Genomic DNA, 19035 nt, shown 5'->3' with positions numbered 1-19035 from the left:
AAAACCGATGGATCAAAGGAAGGTTCGCTATGGAATCGAAGCATCTGTTCACCTTTCTCGTTGTGGTAGAGACCGGCAGCTTCACCCGCGCTGCGCAGAAGCTGGATTATGCCCAGTCCAGCATTACCGCACAGATTCAGGCTCTGGAAGCAGAGCTGGGGCAACCCCTGTTCGACCGGATCAGCAAAAAGATTATGCTTACCGATGCAGGCCGCCGCCTGCTGCCATATGCCCAGGAAATCTCCAAGATGCACACGATGGCTGAGAATGCCCTCCGGTCTGAGACCGAAATCGCCGGTTCGCTGCGGATCGGCGCACCGGAATCCCTGGCGGCCTTCCGGCTTCCCGGAATTATCAAGGATTTCCGCAGCCGTTATCCGCAGGTGCAGATTACCCTGAAGCCGGGGGCCTGCTGGGAGCTGACCGAATTCATCCGCTCCGGGGAGCTGGATCTGGCCTTCCTGCTGCAGCCGGAAACAGAGTATAAGGATATATACTGTGAGACGCTGATTCATGAAGCTATGGCTCTGGTGGCTCCGCTGGATCATCCGCTGCTGGAGCTTGCTGAAGTGGAGCCGCATCAACTGAAGAACGTAACGATTCTGCATACCGAAGCGGGCTGCACCTACCGCACCTTGTTTGAACGTCATCTGAACAGCCACGGTGTCTTTCCTGATCCGAATCTGGAGTTCTGGAGCATTGAAGCGATCAAGCAGTGCGTGATGGCCGGACTCGGTCTCTCTTTTCTGCCGCAGATTACGGTGAAGCGCGAGCTTGCGGAAGGCAAGCTGGGCCGGCTGAACTGGAATGACCAGTCGCAGCGGGTGGCCACCCAGATCGCTTACCATAACAAGAAATGGAAGTCTCCTGCGCTCAGCGAATTCCTCAGAATGGTAGAGAAGCATGCTGCCGGATGGAGGGAAGCTACTGCGGAGGAATGATATAATAGTTGTACTTAAGAGGGAGGGGGACAGATCATGAATGAGCTGGAACGAACATACGAAGAAGAGCTGGAGGCCTTCCTGATCTGGATGAAGGATGCCGGTTATACAGCACATACCCAGAAATCCTACCTTGCGGATGTGCGGGAATTCCTGGACCATCTGAACGGCAAGGAGCTGGGAACGGTTAAGAAGCTGCATGTGGTGTCCTATCTGACCTCGGTCCGTGAGCGGGGAGTCAGCGATGCCACCCGTAACCGCAAGCATGCCTCGGTTAACTGTCTGTTCAAGGCACTGTCCGAGCTGGAGCTGTTATCTATTAACCCGGCGGCAGGGATCAAGAAATCCAAGACCGACAAAAACCGTGAGCCGGTCTATCTGGAGGAGAAAGAGCTGGAGCGGTTCCTCTCAGCGGTGGACGGCAAGTACAGAAGCCGCAATCTGGCGGTCTTCCTGCTTATGTCCTATATGGGGCTGCGGGTAGGGGAAGTACATACGCTGAATCTGAGTGATTATAATGTAGACCGACGCACTCTGCGGGTCTTCGGCAAAGGGCGCAAATGGCGGGGCATACCGGTTCCGGAGGATGTAGCCCCGTATCTCGATCAGGCGATTGCGGACCGGCTGGCCCCTTGGCGCAGCAAAGAAGAGGCCATGTTCATCTCGCAGAAGGGCCGCAGATTGTCGATCCGGGGAATTCAGGGCATTGCTGCGGATACCTTCAGCCGCTTCCAGAGTGAGCTGCCCTCTTCCCAGCAGCGTGCCTATTCGAGCCATAAGCTGCGGCATTCGTTCGCCACTATGCTGCTGCGCAAGGGCGCGGATCTGCGGACGGTGCAGGAGCTGCTGGGTCACTCTTCCATTCAGACAACTACAGTCTATACCCATATCACGAGCCGGGAGAAGGAAGAGGCGATGTCCCGACTGCAAATCAGCAGCGCTGATAAGCTGAGTGGTAGCCTGTAATCGAACTGTCTAGCATTATTATCACTTGAACTATGAATTTTTGTTCATATCCTAACTCATAAATTACATGCAATGTGCATTTTAATGATGACAACTTGTCTATGAATTGCTACCATGAGAAAGGGAAAAACGGAGATGAGAAATCAACCGCATCATTCGCTTTAGTCGCTTAACGCGTCTTCGCGTCTTGTAAATGCTTGGATGCTTAGATTTCAAAAAAAAGGCCGCCAATCCCTGCGGATTGGCGGCCGGCTCGTTCCGGCTGGAATTATAGCTCCAGCTTGGTAATTTCACTCTTGAGCTTGTCAGCGGACTGCTGGAATAAGCTCTGTTCTTCTTCGCTGAGCGGAAGATCAAGCACCTCACGCACACCGGAGCGGTCCACAACACACGGAGCGCCGAGGAACACATCGGAGACGCCGTTGTAATTGTTCAGTAGTGTAGATACATTCAGAACGGAGCCTTCATTGTTCAGGATGGACGCTACAATGCGGTCCAGTGCAAGCGCGATGGCGTAGGAGGTCGATCCCTTGGCATCGATAATCTCGTAAGCGGCATTCTTCGTATCCTCGAAGATTTCTTTGCGTTCGGCTTCATCGAAGCCCAGATCAATCCCGGCGACATTGGCGAGACTCCAGACCGGCAGCTCGGAATCGCCATGCTCCCCGATGATCTGTCCATGGATGCTGCGCGGGTCAATCTCCTTGTGCTTCCCGATCAGGTAACGGAAGCGGGCGCTGTCCAGTACCGTTCCTGAGCCGATAACCCGTCTGCGGTCGAAGCCGCTGATCTTCAGGGTGGCGTACGCCAGGATATCGACCGGATTGGTCGCAATCAGCAGGATCGCGTGCTGGTTGTATTTCGTGATTTTCTGGATGATATCTTTGAAGATCGAGATGTTCTTGCGGAGCAGGTCGATCCGGGTTTCACCAGGCTTCTGGGAGGCTCCGGCAGTGACGATAATAATGTCGGCTTCGCGGCAATCCTCATAGGTACCGGCCCATAGCTTCACGCCTCCTACAAAAGGCATACCATGGTTCATATCCAGCGCTTCACCAAGCGCCTTCTGGTGGTTCACATCGATCAGTACAAGCTCGGGCATGCGCTTACGCAGCAGCAGCGTATAGGCTGTAGTGGTTCCGACTGCACCGGTACCGATGACTACAACACGATTGGGCTTAAATGGGGCCATGTCAAATCTCCTCCAGCATTTGTATTTTGGTAGTATAAGGAAGGCAGAGCCATTCCACTTGCTGTCCAATCTTATCCATCATAATCGCTAGGGATAGTGTTTTCAAGCTATCCGTTTTTCATCCATTACCCGTAATAGGGTAAGCTAACAACGATTTTTCTGTTATCCACTCAACCACTTGACAGGAGCGAACTGAAGTATGGATTTATTCCGCAAAAAACCGCTGGCCATTCCCCAGAATGCCGGAGCGGAGAAACTTAGCAAGACACTGGGCGCCTTGGATTTGACGATGCTTGGGGTAGGAGCCATTATCGGCACCGGGATCTTTGTTATGACGGGGGTGGCTGCTGCGGAGCATGCCGGCCCGGGACTGGTGCTGTCCTTCATCATCGCGGGGATTGCCTGTGTGCTATCCGCCTTGTGCTATTCTGAATTTGCTTCGACCCTGCCGGTATCCGGCAGCGCCTATGCCTATAGCTATGTCGCCTTCGGCGAATTGCTGGCCTGGGTGCTCGGCTGGGATCTTGTACTGGAATACGGGGTTGCCGCCGCAGCGGTAAGCAGCGGATGGTCCGGTTATTTCCAGGGTCTGCTGGAGGGCTTCGGGATACATTTGCCCACAGCTTTGTCTGGAGCGTATAATGCGGATAAGGGAACATTCATCAATCTGCCTGCCGTCATCATTATCCTGCTGATCTCCTATCTGCTGACACGGGGGGTCAAGGAGACCGCCCGCTTCAACGCAGTGATGGTCGCAATTAAGATCTCCGTGGTGCTGCTGTTCATCATCACCGGTATTTTCTATGTAAAGCCGGAGAACTGGACGCCCTTCCTGCCGTTCGGGATTCATGGCGTGATGAACGGCGCGGCCACTGTATTTTTTGCCTATATCGGCTTTGATGCCATTTCAACCGCGGCAGAAGAAGTGAAGCGTCCGCAGCGCGATCTTCCAATCGGGATTATCTCATCCCTTGCGATCTGTACAGTCTTATATATCGCCGTATCCTTGGTCCTGACGGGCATCGTGCCTTATCAGAGCCTGAATGTCAGCGATCCGGTGTCCTTTGCGCTGCGGTTTGTGGGCCAGAATATGATTGCCGGACTGATCTCCATCGGGGCGATTGCCGGAATGACAACCGTTCTGCTGGTTATGCTGTTCGGCCAGACCCGCTTGCTGTTCGCTATCTCGCGTGACGGGCTGCTGCCGAAGAGCTTGTCCAAGGTTAGCGCCAAGACGCATACCCCGGTGCGCAGCACCTGGATGGTGGGCAGCCTGATCGCTGTGCTTACCGGCTTCGTACCTCTGGACAGGCTGGCGAATCTGACGAGTATCGGCACTTTATTTGCCTTCCTGGTTGTGTCTCTCGGGGTCATTATGCTCCGCCGGACGAAGACAGATCTCCGCAGAGGCTTCCGTGTTCCTTGGGTTCCGCTGGTTCCACTCCTTAGTGCGGCAGCCTGCGGGTATTTAATGTATAATCTCGGCAGAGAGACCTGGATTGGCTTCATCATCTGGGTTGCGTTCGGACTGGTGATTTACTCATTGTACGGCTACAAACGCAGTAATCTGAATACGAAGAAATAATCTTTTAACTACTCATTAATGTAGAAAAGGAGAGAGAGCATTGTCAGCCAAAGCTTCATGTTCCAAGGTTCTAAGAGTGGCGTTGATGCTTCTTATGACTCTGCTGATTCTCTCAGCTTGCTCGTCCGCCCCTCCGCCGGAGGCAACCCGGCCTCCTCAGCCGACTGAAGCGCCGGAAGAAGGGCAGATGATTACAGTCATTACCCCGGATAACAAGAATGTCGAACCCGAAAATGCAAAGAAATACCAGATTCAGACGCGGCTGACCGATTTCCGGCTGCTCAACCCCTCAGCAGGACTAGCCTGGGGGGTAACGCGCAATGAGCTTCGAATGTACATGACGCTGAATAACGGCAAGACCTGGGCGAATATCTCTCCAGCTACGAATGTACAATTTCTAAGCAATCCGGTCTACGGCAAAGAGATTTTTTTCACCGACCCTGAGCATGGCTGGATCATCCGCAGCTCGTTCGGCTCCACCGAGACCGTGGTGCTGCGTACCACAGACGGTGGACACAGCTGGCAGATCTCAGCGTTCCCCGATTCCAACAAGCTGTCCTCCATCTATTTCAGCTCCAGCCGCAGCGGCTGGCTGATGACCAAGTGGGATGCAAGTGCGACCAAAGAGAGCAAAGCCTTGTATGCTACCAAGGATGGCGGAGCCACCTGGAATCTGGTGATGCAGAATGAGCAGTATAATCCGAATCTGCCGACTAGTTCCATACCGCATGCGGGGGTAACGACCGGGATGATCTTTGGTGACGAGAGCCGGGGGTTTGTTATGCTGCAGACCGGCGCTCTGCCCAAGATTTATATGACCAGGGACGGAGGAGCGACCTGGGTATCGGGTTCGGAATTCCTGGTCAATGACAGCTTTGCCGGATGTGACCGGGTGGTTACCGGTGTTCCTGAATTCTTCGGGGAGAATGCGTCGGGGGGCTGGATGCCGGTCGGCTGTCAGAGGGAAAAGGAAGGCAGCATGACCTATAACGGCTATTTTACCGCCAATGGGGGAGAGAACTGGAAATTCACCACTTTCGGGCGGCCGGCGCTATCCGGCATGAACCGGAATGTGGCCCCCGACTTCCTGAATGCCATGACAGGCTGGTCGCTGGAAGGTAATCTGCTCTATAAGACGGTGGACCAGGGAGTGACCTGGACAGCCCTCCCGGCCAGCACGGTGCTGCAGTCCAAGCTCCTGGAGTATCCGGAGGTAGTGAAGCTGCAGTTCATTTCAAATGATGTCGGCTGGCTGCTGATCTCGAAGGAGGAGGACCGCAAGTCGATCCTGCTTCAGACCACTAACGGCGGCGAGAGCTGGCGTGTAATGTAATACTGTACAAGAGGTTGTCCGTTCTGACGGACACCCTCTTTTTTTACATTAAATCCGCTTAAAGGCCTCTACAATATAAGGAAAAATCTTATTTAAAATTTTCTTTAAAAGTGTGAAAAAAATCACATGACAAACTTTGAATCCTGTGATATATTTAACACATAGAGAACAAGTTATTTTTTTCACAAACTTTCAAACAAACTTCCAACCCGAAGAGGAGAGATTACAATGACAACTTTTGAAACGGATTATATGACTAGAAACCTGATGCAATTGTGCTACAACTGCGATGACGCTCACCTGTGCCAGACTGAAGAACAATGCAAAGCCTGCTGGGCAGAGAACGGCATGATGCCGGAAGAAACGAACGAAACCAGACAACTGTTAGACCTCGTACATGCTTAATCTAACCGCCACTCGGGTATTATAGAAGGCCATTTGAGTTCCCGGCAGTACCGGAGCCTGAATGGTCTTTTTGCCGTTTCTACCGGTGCTGTCTTGCAGACAAGAGGCATATACATGTAGAGAAGCCTGTAGGGGCAGGTGTGCTAACTACTTGGGAATAAGGGGGAAGAGACAATGGGAACGGGGAGTGATCCATCCTGGCTGTTCGATTTTACAGGAACGGTATTGCCGGTCTTTCTCGCTCTGGTCGTGGGGATCATCGCTGTGTCTGCTGGCCGGGGATTGCTTCAGTGGAGCCGGAACAATAATGCCCCCCTGCAGTCCATTCCCGCCCGTATCGTGAGCAAGCGGACCGAAGTGCGCCAGCAGCAGTCCCAGGAGGATAGTCTCTCCAGCCGGACCAGCACCACCTACTATCTGACCTATGAAGCTGAGGATGGGGTGCGCAGGGAATTCAAGGTGGAGGGACAGGAATACGGGATGAGCGCTGAGGGGGATCAAGGCATACTGACGTATCAGGGGACACGGTATCATGGCTTTCAGCGGCGTCCTCACTACTCCACAGCGGAGTAGCTAAGATGGCAATGTATTATAGATGGTGATAGGACCCCCTGGTTCCCGCTGTGGAGCCAGGGGGTTTTTGCGTGTATCCGGCATAGAGATGGAAGAAGAGGAAGCAGGAAATTGGGCGCAGACTGTCACCTCCTGGGCGAATACACATACAATACAGCGAGCAGCAAAAGAACAACGGAGAATCACATAGTTTTCATAGCTTCACCCGTCTATGAAATGAATGTAAGGAGGAGAACGCGTGGCTGTCATCAAAACAAACTCGGAGGACGTAAGAGTGCTTGCACGGCTGATGCGGGCAGAGGCTGAAGAGGATGGAGAGTCAGGCATGCTGATGGTCGGCAATGTCGGCGTGAACCGGATTCTTGGCAATTGTCTGGATTTCAACAACATCCGCAGTGTGAACGACATGGTGTACCAGAGCCCCGGCGGCTTCGAAGCCCCGCAGAAGGGATACTTCTATCAACGGGCGCGGGAAGCCGATATCCGGCTGGCGAAACGTGCGATTGCCGGGGAGCGAACCTGGCCGGCCTCGAATGCGCTCTGGTTCTTCCGCCCTGTCGGCGACTGTCCGGCGACCTGGTACAATCAGCAGAATACCGGACGCTACAAGGCTCACTGCTTCTTCACTCCGACACAGGGAGATTGTCCGGCAGTATACTAGGCAAGACAAGGTATTTATTACACTTTAGGAGGTAATCCGTACATGATCGTTCAACCGTACCGCCCAGTTCCTTATATGATGGGCAGCAATCCAGCAGGCAGCATGAACAATATGAACAATATGAATAATATGGAGAACATGAATAACATGAACAACATGGGGCACATCGGGAATATGGGGAAAATGGGAAACATGGGGAACATGGGCACCATGGTCGCTATGCCGCCTCAGGTCAGCAGCGGCAGTCCCATGATGCCTGGCGGCACGGTGGTCTCCACAGCCGCACCTGTGTTTGAACAGTCCTATGTGGAGAACATATTCCGCCTGAACCTGGGCAAGGTGGGCACCTTCTATTTCACATATGAGAACAACAAGGACTGGAATGCCAAGGTCTATACCGGGGTGCTGGAAGCTGCGGGCCGTGACCACCTGATTATCAGTGACCGTGCTACCGGCCAGCGGGTAGTGCTGCTGATGGTTAACTTTGATTACGCTACTTTCGAAGAGCCGCTTGTCTATCAATATCCGGGCGTTGTCGGGAATCCGCTTGGAGTGCGCAACTGCTAATCCGCTTTTTTCGGCCATTTATCCATAGAATCATCCAAAAACGGCTGTCCGCCTTGGTTTGAGGCGGTCAGCCGTTACTTATGCTCCCGTACGTACATATGCTGTATTTTTCGAGGGGACACGCATGCTTGCTGTTTCACCTAATATATTTATATAATGAAAGTATTATTTCTAATCCGTGATTTTGTATAGGAGATGAGGGCATTGGGGAATTGATACGCAAGGGTTCTTTTAGCGTAATCGAGTCTGACATTTTGAGCAAACGAAGGAGGTGGGCCTATCCAGCCGTACAGATTACGGTGGATAGGAGTATAAATTGAGCGACCCTTTACCCGGTATATTACATGTAGGACTTATTATTTTGCTTGTGCTGCTTAACGGTTTTTTCGTTTCGGTGGAGTACGCGATGGTGAAGGTGCGCAGCGGGCGCATTGAATCGCTGATTGAGGAAGGCAGCAAGAGAGCGCTGGCCGCAAGGAACATCGTCCATAATCTGGATGGCTTCCTGTCGGCCTGCCAGCTTGGGGTAACCCTTGCTTCACTTGCACTGGGCTGGCTCGGTGAACCGGCCGTGGCCACGATTGTGGGGCCGCTGGTCAGGGGTCTGGGCTTTGATGATACTACTGTATTTGTCATCTCCCTGATTATTGCCTTCATGTTCATCACGGTTCTCCATATCGTACTCGGCGAGCTTGCACCGAAGACCATTGCTGTGAATAAGGCTGAGGCGGTGCTTCTGTTAACTGCGGGACCGATGAACGTTTTCTACCGGATCATGTTTCCATTCATCTGGGTGGTTAACGGGCTGGCCCGGGGACTGCTGCGGATCTTCCGTCTGACACCGGCTTCCGAGCTGGCTACTGCGCATACGGAGGAAGAAATCCGCATCCTGATGCAGGAGAGTAACAAAAGCGGCTTGATCGACAACACAGAAATGACACTGGTGGATAATATTTTTGGATTTGCCGACACGATGGCCCGGGAGATTATGATTCCGCGTACCGAGATGATCTGTCTGAACACGCATCTGGAGACGGAGGAGAATCTGGAGATTGCCTTCGATGGAATGAGAACCCGGTATCCGGTCTGTGACGGAGACAAGGACCATATTCTTGGCTTCATTCATATTAAGGATATGATCCGGGAGAAGGCGCCGAGCTATAATGAATTGATCCGTCCGATATTGACGGTACCGGAATCGATTCAGATCAGCAGCCTCCTGAAGGTCATGCAGCGTGCCAAGACCCAGATCGCCATTCTTATTGATGAGTACGGCGGTACCTCGGGGATGGTTACACTGGAGGATATTATGGAAGAGATTGTCGGTGAGATTCAGGATGAGTTCGACGAGGAGCGGCCCGGCATTGAGCAGCTGGGAGAGGATGAGTTCTCCGTTGACGGCCTGATGCTGATTGAAGAGATTAACGACAAGCTCGGAATCCATATGGAGACTGATGATTATGATACGATCGGCGGCTGGCTGTATTCCAAGCTGGAGGTTAATCCGCCGCAAAAGGGCCAGTCCATTGAGTTCGACAATCATTTATTCGTGGTCGAAGAAACCGATAATAAGCGGATTTCCCGGATCAAGCTGCTGAAGCTGCAGTTATTGACGGAAGAAGCCGGAGCATAAGCTGCTGCATACAATATAAGCATGGCGCTACTACAGCGCTGTGCTTTTTTTGTTATAAGGATGAAGTGTTCTGACCTATCTCCGATTCGGCCGGATTTAAGGCGGGTAAGGAAGTGTAAATACATGTAATCTATCCGATTCAAGAAAGGGGCGGGAGCGTTGAAGCATCCTTTTAACACTTACAATGATCTGCTTGTCCTCTTGTCGGTGGCGATAGCCTTTCTCTCCTGCTTCACGGCGCTCGATCTGACGGAACGTCTGCTTCGCGGCCAGCGGAGCTCCCGGTTCATCCTGCTCATCTCCCTGGTGCTTGGCACAGGCCTGTGGAGCATGCATTTCATCGGGATGCGTGCAATGGATATGGCCGTTCCGGTATCGTATAATCTGCCGCTACTGGCGTTCTCTCTAGTGATTCCCGTGGCAGCTTCTTATATGCTGTTAGCTATGCTGAATAACCCGCACACCCGCAGCAGGGTCTATCTGGCTCTGGGCGGCCTCTTGTTCAGCAGCGGCATCCTGATTATGCATTTCAGCGGAATTCTGTCGATGAGACTTACGGCAACGTATGAGCAAGGCGCTTTCTCAATTATAATGGCGGTATTATTCGCCCTGATCGTTCCGGTGGTCACCGCTTCCTACGATCCGAAGTGGCTGGAGCAGGCCTACAATATGTTCAGCTTCAAAAAGCTGCTGCTTGTCCTGACCCTGACCGGCGCGTTCACAGGCATCCATTACGCTGCCATGGCGGGCGCTTCATTCTCTCCAGGAGAACCGTCCAGTGCAGCCGCGCACGTGCTCTATTTGCAGGATTCGATACTGGGAATGATCCTCTGCGGCTCCTTCCTGTTCATTGTGTCGATCGTCCTTGCTCTGTTGTACAGGGACCGGCAGCGGGTACTCCAGTCAGCCGCCTTCAATGAGCAGCGGTATACTGCGCTGTTCGAGCATAACCCTGATATGGTAATCTGCATTGATCCTGCCCGTAAGAAGATAATCAGTGCTAATCCTGCTCTGCGGGACATTACCGGATATAGCAGCGAAGAACTGGGGAATTATAAGGCGATACTATACAGCGAACGGGATGAAGCTGCCGTACGGGATGCCATAACGCGCGCTTCACGGGGGCAGTCCTCCAAGCTGGAGCTGAAGGTACGGAGCAAAGGCGGGGAGCAGCTGATCTGTAGTGTCACCGTCTTTCCTTTGCTGCATCATACGGAGCAGTGGGTCTATATTGTGGCCGAGGATGTGACTGCCCTGATGAAGTATCAGTATGAGCTGCTGGAGGCCAGGGATACCGCGGAGAGTGCGGTGACGATGAAAAGCGAGTTCCTCGCCACCATGAGCCATGAAATCCGCACGCCGCTGAACGGCATTATCGGCGTCAACCAGCTGCTGTCCGAGGAGATCAGCAATCCTGAGCATCTGGAGCTCCTGCGGCTTCAGAGTACAAGCAGCCATGCTCTGCTGCATGTGATGAGCGATATTCTCGACATCTCCCGGCTGGAGGCGGATGCCCTCTCGCTGAACAAGGATTCTTTCGGGCTGAAGGCGCTGCTCCAGGGCTGTATGGACCTGTTCATGGTGAGCACACAAGACAAGCCGTTATCTCTGGAGCTTCTGATCGAGGAGGGGCTTCCTGACAAGTTCACCGGGGATGCTGCGCGTATCCGCCAGATTCTCATCAACCTGATCGGCAATGCGGTGAAATTCACGCCATCCGGCACGGTAACGGTTAAGGTGGAGTCCTATGGCGTCAGGGAGACCGCTCAGGCGCTGCAATTCATGGTGCGCGACACCGGCATTGGCATCTCACCGGATAAGCTGCAGCTGCTCTTCCAGTCCTTCTCGCAGGTGGACGGGTCGCATACCCGTAAGTACCCCGGCACGGGTCTGGGCCTTGCGATCTGCAAGAAGCTTGTAGACCTGATGCAAGGAGAGATCTGGGCAGAACCGGCAGAAGGGGGCGGCACACAATTCTTCTTCAGAATTAAGCTGCAGTCGCAGGAGCATTCCCCGGAGGTATTTTTCGGCAAGGATACAGGGGAGGGGGAGTCAGCGGAGGAGAATGAAGCCGTATAAGACAGCGATTGCCAACAAGAGAGTTAACATTATATAATTTGAAAGTAACTATTCTTTTATCACGATAGTCCTGAGGACGGAAAGGAACTCTCTTTGAGCAAAACAAAAAAGAACAATGTCACGGCTCCCCAGATGAGCAAGCAGGAGAAGCGCAGGGCAGAGCAGGAGCAGCAGAAGCAGAAAACGAGAATTCTGATCGTGAGTACGGTGGCCATCGTCATTATTATTTTTGTAGGCTTATTTATGCTGGCATCGAAGGACTCTTCGCCTGCCGGTACAGACAGTAAGCCGGTTGCCTTCAATTACAGCGAAATGATGCGGCTTGGCAAGGAGGATGCTCCGGTCAAAATTGTGGAATTCGGCGATTTCAAATGTCCGGCTTGCGCCCAGTTCACCGGTGTGATCAAGCCGCAGATCGTTCAGGGCTATGTCGATCAGAATAAAGCAGCCTTCTATTTCGTGAATCTGGCCTTCCTCGGTACGGATTCCAGAACGGCCTCCCTGGCAGCGCTATCGGTCTATCATCAGAACCAGGAAGCGTTCTGGAAGTATTTCGATGCGATCTATGCCAATCAGGGGAATGAAGAGAAGGAATGGGCTACACCTGACTTCCTGGTGAGTCTCGCCAAGCAGCTGGAGCTGCCGGTGGATTACGACCTGCTGCGCAAGGACATTGACGAGCGTACCTACGTAAGCGAGCTGGAGCGGGATATTCAGCTTGGCACCGATACGGGCGTAACGAATACGCCTTCCTTGTACGTGAACGGCATCAAGGTGAAGGAGCCTTTCAATATGGAGGCGATTGACGCCCAGATTCAGGCAGCAACAGCAGCAGCGGGAGCAGGGACCGCCCAATGACCGCCTTCTCTGCCTTCTGCCGGCGTAACTGTCTCTACTTGGCCTGGTTCGTCTGTGTGGTGGCTGTAGCAGGAAGCCTGTATCTCAGTGAGGTCCTAAATTACGAGCCCTGTAAGCTGTGCTGGTTCCAGCGGATCTTCATGTATCCGCAGCTGTTCCTGCTGGGGATCGCCACCTACCGGGGGGACAAGCGGATCATTCCATACGTGCTTCCCCTTAGTCTGATTGGCGGCAGCATCTCCATATATCATTATGCGGAGCAGAAAATTCCGGCGCTCAGCAAGGTGCTTCCCTGTACCATCGGCGTACCGTGCAACAAGGATTATCTGAACTGGTTCGGATTTATAACGATCCCTCTGCTTGCACTTATAGCCTTTGCCTTAATCTCCATTCTGCTCTGGACAGGACGCAAAGAGGAGCCTGCGGAGTAAGAAGCTGACGGGCAGAAGGAAGAGAAGAGAATACCCTTAATTTTAGTAAAAAATAATATGCAAAAACCCTGTAAAATCACGTGGTAAAGGGATAATGAAAGAGAATGAAAGATCAAGACATACCGGATGATGAATTTGGTTGTTTTGAGTGCTTTTCATTCTTTTTTCATTTGTTTCCACGCTTTACGGAAGACGTGTTGTAGCTTAATATTAGTCCTTGTGAGAAGTTGAATATGCGCTGAATTTTCCGGAAGGAAAAACGGGGGAACCACACTTTGGCCAAGGCCAAAAGGGGTGAATCGGAGCAGGCTACTTGACCTGTAACCGTAGGGCTACCACAGTCCGAATCCGCCAGCTAACCTCGTAAGCCACTAGTGGGATAATGACCATGCACACTAAGGCATGCGGATCATTTCCGTATGCTTATTTTGGTGCCTGCATTTATGAAATCCACTTATGAAAACAGCGCAGGGAAACCCGTTTCAACTTAACCAAGAGAGGAACTGTTACTACAATGGTAAGCAAGGTAAAACGACTATTGATCGGGCGTCCGATGAAGTCGAACGAACTCGATCATGAAAAGTTATCCAAGGTGAAAGCACTGGCTGTCCTGTCTTCTGATGCGCTCTCGTCTGTAGCCTACGGAACAGAACAAATTCTGATTGTACTGGTGGCCGCCGGGTTCACCGCTATCTGGTACTCCTTGCCAATTGCATTAGCCGTATTGGGCCTGCTGGCTATTCTGATTCTGTCCTACCGGCAGACGATCTTCGCTTATCCCCAAGGCGGGGGCGCGTATATTGTCGCCAAAAGCAATCTAGGGGTGCATACCGGCTTACTGGCCGGCGGCTCTCTGCTGGTGGATTACATTCTGACGGTGGCGGTAAGTGCGTCGGCGGGGACGGATGCAATCACTTCAGCTTTTCCAAGTCTGCATAATCATAGTGTTCTGATAGCGGTATCTGTTATCGTGCTCTTAACGATTGTTAACCTGCGGGGAGTGACCGAATCGGCCTCCTTCATCGCTATCCCGGTCTATCTGTTCGTGGTTTCCATCTTCGTGCTCATCATCTCGGGGGTCTTCAAATATATGACCGGCGGCGCCCATGCCCATGTTCCTGAGATTGGCTCGGCCGTATCGAACGTGAGTATGTTTCTGCTGCTGAAGGCCTTCAGCTCCGGCTGTTCGGCTCTGACCGGGGTAGAAGCGGTCTCCAATGCCATTCCTAACTTCAAAGCGCCCGCGGAGAAAAATGCAGCCAAAACGCTGATGCTCATGGGCCTCATTCTCGGGGTAATGTTCACAGGTATTACGCTGCTCGCTTACTGGTACGGTATCATGCCTGATGAGAAGGCCACCGTGGTCTCACAGATTACCGAATCTACCTTCGGCCGCGGCGGACTGTACTTCTTCATTCAGGGGATTACGGCGGTTATCCTGTTCCTGGCAGCCAATACGGCGTACTCGGCCTTCCCGCTGCTGGCGTTCATGTTCGCCAAAGACAAATATCTGCCCCATGCCTTCATGGTGCGCGGCGACCGGCTGGGCTTCTCCAACGGTATTATTTTCCTCGGTGTTATGTCGGCTGTGCTGGTGGCGGCGTTTCACGGGAATACGGAAGGACTCATTCCATTATATGCAGTAGGGGTATTCATTCCGTTCACGCTGTCGCAGCTGGGCATGATGGTCCAATGGTACAGAACGAAGCCGAAAGGCTGGCAGAGCAAGTTCGCCGTCAATACGGTGGGGATGCTCACTACATTAACGATCACCCTGATTTTCATAATCACTAAATTCTCCAGCGTGTGGATGGCCTTCATCTTCCTGCCGGCTGTTATCATCGTGTTCCACCGGATTCACCGCCATTATATGAATATTGCCGATCAGCTGCGGATCTGCCCGGCTACCGATAAGCCTTGTATCAAAGGAAGCACCGTAGTCGTTCCGGTCGCCGGTGTGACTCGTGCTGTACTGCATTCGATCAGCTATGCGAAGTCATTGACAGATAATGTGGTCGCTGTATATGTAGGCTTCGATGAAGAAGAGATTCACAAGATGGAGCAGAAGTGGGAGGAGTGGAACCCCGGCGTACGCCTGATCGTCCTGCGCTCCCGCTACCGCAGCATTATCCGCCCGCTGGTGAAGTTCATCGATACAGTAGAGTGGAAGACCTCTTCAACGGATCATATTACCGTCCTGATTCCGCAATTCGTGACCAAGCACTGGTGGCAGGCGGTGCTGCATAATCAGACCAGCTTGTTCATCCGTTCATATCTGATGAATCAGAAGGACATTGTAATCGCGACTGTACCTTTCCATCTGCATAAATAATATAGAAGATTAGGAAGATGGCTGTTTCTGCTTAATGCGGAGACGGCCGTTTTTACGTTATTATAAGTTATTGGTTGACATAGAGAATGAGAATCAATATCATCAGTATAGACAAGATGAAGGTAACAGAGCTTTTGCCAATCATGAGGGTAACATACAGGAGGGGTATTCAATGTTTTCGTTCAACCTGCAAGGATCAAGAAGCGGGAAGCTGGCGGTGGCCGGACTTATGACTACAACACTGCTGCTGTCCGCTTGCGGAAATGATAATAGCAACGCAGGCAGTAACGGTGGAGCAGGCACCGCACCTGCGGCAACCGCAGAAGCGACTGCGGAGGCCACTGCGGTACCTGCAGCAACTGCTGCACCCGCTGTGGAGAAGACCGTAACGGATGCAATGGGACATAAGGTGACCGTTCCCGCTAATCCGCAGCGTGTAATTGCTTCTTATCTGGAGGATTATCTGGTAGCACTCGGCGTGACTCCGGTTGCCCAGTGGTCTACGAAGAATGGTACTCAGGCTTACCTGGCCGCTGAGCTTAAGGACGTTCCGCCGATCAGCTATGACCTGCCGCTTGAAGCCGTCACCAGCTTCACGCCGGATTTTCACATCGTCCAGTCGGAGGGCTCGGTTCAGAACGGTCTTTATGACCAGCTGAATAAGATTGCACCAACCTATGTACTCGGTGATGAGGTCAGCAGTGACTGGCGCGCAGCCTTGCTCAAGATCGGAGAGCTGCTCAATAAGACACCGGAAGCGGAGAAGGCTATTGCAGACTATGACCAGAAAGCGGCTTCAGCCAAAGCGGCTGTATCTGCGGCAATCGGCGATGATTCAGTAGCGGTTCTGTGGCTGGTATCAAAGAATTTCTTCATTGTAGATGAGACCCGCAGCAGCGGTGCGGTATTGTATGGCGATCTTGGAGTGAAGCTCCCGAATCTCGTGACCGACATTCCTGCAGAATCCAGAGCACCGTGGAACCCGATTTCACTGGAGAAATTATCTGAGCTGACTGCAGAGCATATCATTCTGGTGAATAGTGACAAGGCAAGCGGAGCTGAGATTACAGAAGGTGCAGTCTGGAAGGGAATTCCGGCCGTTAAGGCAGGGAATGTTCATGAATTCGGCAAAGATACCAGCTGGCTGTATAGCGGCCCTATAGCCAATTCCAAGACCATCGATGATATTCTGAGCAGTTTTGTAAAATAGGTTCTTTACCGGCCGGAGAATTGTGCAGGCTTTTATGTCCTAAGGATATAGAAGCCTGCCTCTTTTTTTAAGTTGAACAATATTCATATCTTTGCGATAATGAGAATCATAATCATCTATATTTCCCTAATAATCCTGATAAGGAGACGGCATATGGCTTCATCCACAGATTCTGCTCTACAAGCTCCTTCTGTTGAAGGGAACACATCTGTCCGGTCGCGGCCGCTTGCCGCTGCTGTTATTCTGGTGCTGGGAATAGCGGCGATTGTCTTCGGCCTGATGGTATCCGTATCGGTCGGTGCGGCGGATATCCGGCTGGCTACCGTATGGGAGGCGGTGTTCCGGTTCAATCCGGAGCTGCCCCAGCATCAGGTCATCCGGGAGCTGCGGATTCCCCGGGCTGCCGCAGGAGCGCTGGTCGGCGCATGTTTTGCCGTTGCCGGTGCGATTATGCAGGGGATGACCCGCAACCCGCTGGCGGATTCCGGACTGCTTGGTCTTAATGCAGGTGCGGGCGTTGGACTGGCCCTGGCTTTTGCCTTCGCGCCAACATTATCCTTCGCTTACATCATGCTGTACTGCTTCCTTGGAGCGGCTGTGGCCTCACTGCTGGTATTCGGGATCGGTTCGCTCTCCCATAGCGGATTGACCCCGCTTCGGCTGACCCTCGCCGGTGCGGCAGTAAGCGCCATGCTGCTGGCGGTCAGTCAGGGCATTGCTATCCTGTTCAGCCTCTCCCAGGATATCGCCTTTTGGATGGCCGGGGGGATTGGAGGAGCGAGCTGGAAGCAGCTGCAGGTAATATCTCCTTGGGTCGCGGCGGCCCTGATCGGTGCGCTGATGTTGTCGCGTTCGATTACGCTACTGAGCCTGGGCAGGGATGTTGCAGCAGGTCTCGGACAGCGCACCGGTCTGGTACAGACTGCAGGGATGATTATTGTCGTCATCCTCGCCGGAGCGGCAGTCTCCACGGTAGGGCCGATCGCTTTTGTCGGATTAATGATTCCGCATATTACGCGTTACCTCGTTGGGGTTGACTACCGCTGGATTATTCCCTGCTCCGCAGTCCTTGGAAGCATTCTGGTCCTGGTGGCCGATATTGCGGCCAGGATGATTAATGCGCCATACGAAACACCAATAGGTGCCTTAATTGCAGTATTCGGCGTACCGTTCTTCATCTATCTGGCCAGCAAACGCAAGGGGGAGCTGAAATGAACCGTTCCACCTCATTCCCCCCGGCCAAGCCGCGCCTTTCCAGAGAGGCTGGTATTCTGACACTGCTTGCTGTGCTTATCGTCATTCTGTTTCTGGTCAGTATGAATACCGGCTTAATGCGTCTGTCACCGCTCGAAGTTCTACATACCCTATCCGGCAACGGCACCAAGCAGCAGCAGCTGATTTTGTTTGATTTCCGGCTGCCGCGCATCGTGATCTCCTTGCTGATTGGTGCAGGCTTTGCGGTCGCCGGAGTGATTCTGCAAGGCTTGTCGCGTAATGCTCTCGCTGAGCCTTCCACCCTGGGGATCAATGCCGGAGCCGGATTCGCCGTACTGATCTTTATCTCCTTTGTACCGGCTACTACAGCAGCTCCGATCTTCGTGCTTCCGCTACTGGCGCTTGCAGGGGCCTCGCTTACTGCAACACTGATCTACTTCCTGTCTTACAGGAGGGAGGATGGGCTCTCGCCGACACGGCTGATCCTGATCGGGATTGCTGTGGGTGCCGGGATATACGCTTTTCAGCTTATTTTGTCATTAAGACTCGACCCGCAGAATTATCAGTTCGTAGCCATCTGGCTGGCCGGCAAAATCTGGGGCGGAGACTGGCGGTTTGTGCTGGCCCTGCTGCCCTGGATATTGATCCTGCTGCCCTTCGCATTCTACAAAGCCCGGGTGCTCAACGTACTGAATCTGGGCGATGAGCTCTCCAAGGGACTGGGCCTGCCGCTCGAACGGGAACGGCGGTGGCTGCTGGCTGCGGCTGTTGCGCTGGCAGGAGCCTGTGTATCGGTAAGCGGCAGCATTGGTTTTGTCGGGCTAATTGCGCCGCACCTGGCCCGCAGGCTGGTCGGCCCGCGCCATCAGATCCTGCTGCCTGCGGCTGCCCTGATCGGAGCCCTGCTGCTGCTTACGGCAGATACGATCGGTCGCTGGATCCTGCAGCCTGCGGAGGTACCTACTGGTATCGTAGTAGCGATTATTGGAGCACCGTACTTTTTATATCTTTTGGCCACATCGAAAGCGTAGTACAGGGATGTATATATTAAAAA

General features: G+C 52.9%; 17 protein-coding genes and 1 riboswitch. Of the genes, 16 read left to right on the top strand and 1 reads right to left on the bottom strand.

Features of this window, described 5'->3' with window-relative positions; translation table 11 throughout:
* Positions 1 to 29 precede the first annotated feature (29 nt).
* Together NST69_RS16115 and NST69_RS16110 are read left to right on the top strand one after the other, a co-directional pair.
* Positions 30 to 941, top strand: a complete 912-nt coding sequence (locus NST69_RS16115; RefSeq protein ID WP_036726540.1) for a LysR family transcriptional regulator — start codon at positions 30 to 32, stop codon at positions 939 to 941.
* A gap of 36 nt (positions 942 to 977) precedes the next feature.
* The gene (locus NST69_RS16110) at positions 978 to 1907 is read left to right on the top strand and encodes a tyrosine-type recombinase/integrase (protein WP_340979521.1); all 930 of its coding nucleotides are present in this window, start codon (positions 978 to 980) and stop codon (positions 1905 to 1907) included.
* A gap of 268 nt (positions 1908 to 2175) precedes the next feature.
* Here the strand turns inward: NST69_RS16110 and NST69_RS16105 are convergent, their stop codons facing one another.
* Positions 2176 to 3099, bottom strand: coding sequence for an L-lactate dehydrogenase (locus tag NST69_RS16105; protein WP_036726543.1), 924 nt, complete (start codon positions 3097 to 3099; stop codon positions 2176 to 2178).
* A gap of 199 nt (positions 3100 to 3298) precedes the next feature.
* Between NST69_RS16105 and NST69_RS16100 the strand changes: the two genes are divergently transcribed.
* The 14 genes from NST69_RS16100 to NST69_RS16035 all read left to right on the top strand — a co-directional run bounded on the left by NST69_RS16100 (position 3299) and on the right by NST69_RS16035 (position 19012).
* Positions 3299 to 4684, top strand: a complete 1386-nt coding sequence (locus NST69_RS16100) for an amino acid permease (protein ID WP_036726545.1) — start codon at positions 3299 to 3301, stop codon at positions 4682 to 4684.
* 85 nt (positions 4685 to 4769) lie between these two features.
* A complete protein-coding gene (locus NST69_RS16095; protein ID WP_036726547.1) occupies positions 4770 to 6017 on the top strand; it encodes a hypothetical protein in 1248 nt (415 codons plus the stop codon).
* A gap of 228 nt (positions 6018 to 6245) precedes the next feature.
* Complete coding sequence (locus tag NST69_RS16090; RefSeq protein ID WP_179090460.1) at positions 6246 to 6422, top strand: hypothetical protein; 177 nt, start codon at positions 6246 to 6248, stop codon at positions 6420 to 6422.
* A gap of 174 nt (positions 6423 to 6596) precedes the next feature.
* Positions 6597 to 6995 (top strand): DUF2500 domain-containing protein, encoded by a 399-nt coding sequence (locus NST69_RS16085; RefSeq protein WP_076079279.1) that lies wholly within the window; start codon positions 6597 to 6599, stop codon positions 6993 to 6995.
* 238 nt (positions 6996 to 7233) lie between these two features.
* Positions 7234 to 7656, top strand: coding sequence for a cell wall hydrolase (locus tag NST69_RS16080; protein WP_036726550.1), 423 nt, complete (start codon positions 7234 to 7236; stop codon positions 7654 to 7656).
* 174 nt (positions 7657 to 7830) lie between these two features.
* A complete protein-coding gene (gerQ, locus tag NST69_RS16075; protein WP_245368238.1) occupies positions 7831 to 8223 on the top strand; it encodes a spore coat protein GerQ in 393 nt (130 codons plus the stop codon).
* Between the two features lie 316 nt (positions 8224 to 8539).
* Complete coding sequence (locus tag NST69_RS16070) at positions 8540 to 9856, top strand: hemolysin family protein (protein ID WP_036726551.1); 1317 nt, start codon at positions 8540 to 8542, stop codon at positions 9854 to 9856.
* A gap of 159 nt (positions 9857 to 10015) precedes the next feature.
* A complete protein-coding gene (locus NST69_RS16065; RefSeq protein ID WP_339257249.1) occupies positions 10016 to 11935 on the top strand; it encodes an ATP-binding protein in 1920 nt (639 codons plus the stop codon).
* 93 nt (positions 11936 to 12028) lie between these two features.
* On the top strand, positions 12029 to 12793 hold the full coding sequence (locus tag NST69_RS16060; RefSeq protein WP_340952472.1) for a DsbA family protein: 765 nt from the start codon (positions 12029 to 12031) through the stop codon (positions 12791 to 12793).
* Positions 12790 to 13224 (top strand): disulfide oxidoreductase, encoded by a 435-nt coding sequence (locus tag NST69_RS16055; RefSeq protein WP_340952474.1) that lies wholly within the window; start codon positions 12790 to 12792, stop codon positions 13222 to 13224. The genes NST69_RS16060 and NST69_RS16055 overlap by 4 nt, the downstream gene beginning before the upstream one ends.
* A 226-nt stretch (positions 13225 to 13450) precedes the next feature.
* A riboswitch (cyclic di-AMP (ydaO/yuaA leader) is annotated at positions 13451 to 13610 on the top strand.
* Between the two features lie 128 nt (positions 13611 to 13738).
* Positions 13739 to 15556, top strand: a complete 1818-nt coding sequence (locus NST69_RS16050; RefSeq protein ID WP_209873826.1) for an APC family permease — start codon at positions 13739 to 13741, stop codon at positions 15554 to 15556.
* Between the two features lie 172 nt (positions 15557 to 15728).
* Entirely contained in the window at positions 15729 to 16766 is a 1038-nt protein-coding gene (locus NST69_RS16045) for an ABC transporter substrate-binding protein (RefSeq protein WP_342546170.1), read from the top strand.
* Between the two features lie 153 nt (positions 16767 to 16919).
* Positions 16920 to 17981 (top strand): iron ABC transporter permease, encoded by a 1062-nt coding sequence (locus tag NST69_RS16040; protein WP_339257241.1) that lies wholly within the window; start codon positions 16920 to 16922, stop codon positions 17979 to 17981.
* Positions 17978 to 19012, top strand: a complete 1035-nt coding sequence (locus NST69_RS16035; protein WP_342546168.1) for an iron ABC transporter permease — start codon at positions 17978 to 17980, stop codon at positions 19010 to 19012. Before NST69_RS16040 ends, NST69_RS16035 begins: the two co-directional genes overlap by 4 nt.
* Positions 19013 to 19035: the final 23 nt, after the last annotated feature.

The organism is Paenibacillus sp. FSL P2-0089 (assembly GCF_038595095.1).
In the GTDB taxonomy this organism is placed as follows: domain Bacteria; phylum Bacillota; class Bacilli; order Paenibacillales; family Paenibacillaceae; genus Paenibacillus_AQ; species Paenibacillus_AQ silagei.
This window is presented reverse-complemented; position numbering and strand designations above follow the sequence as displayed.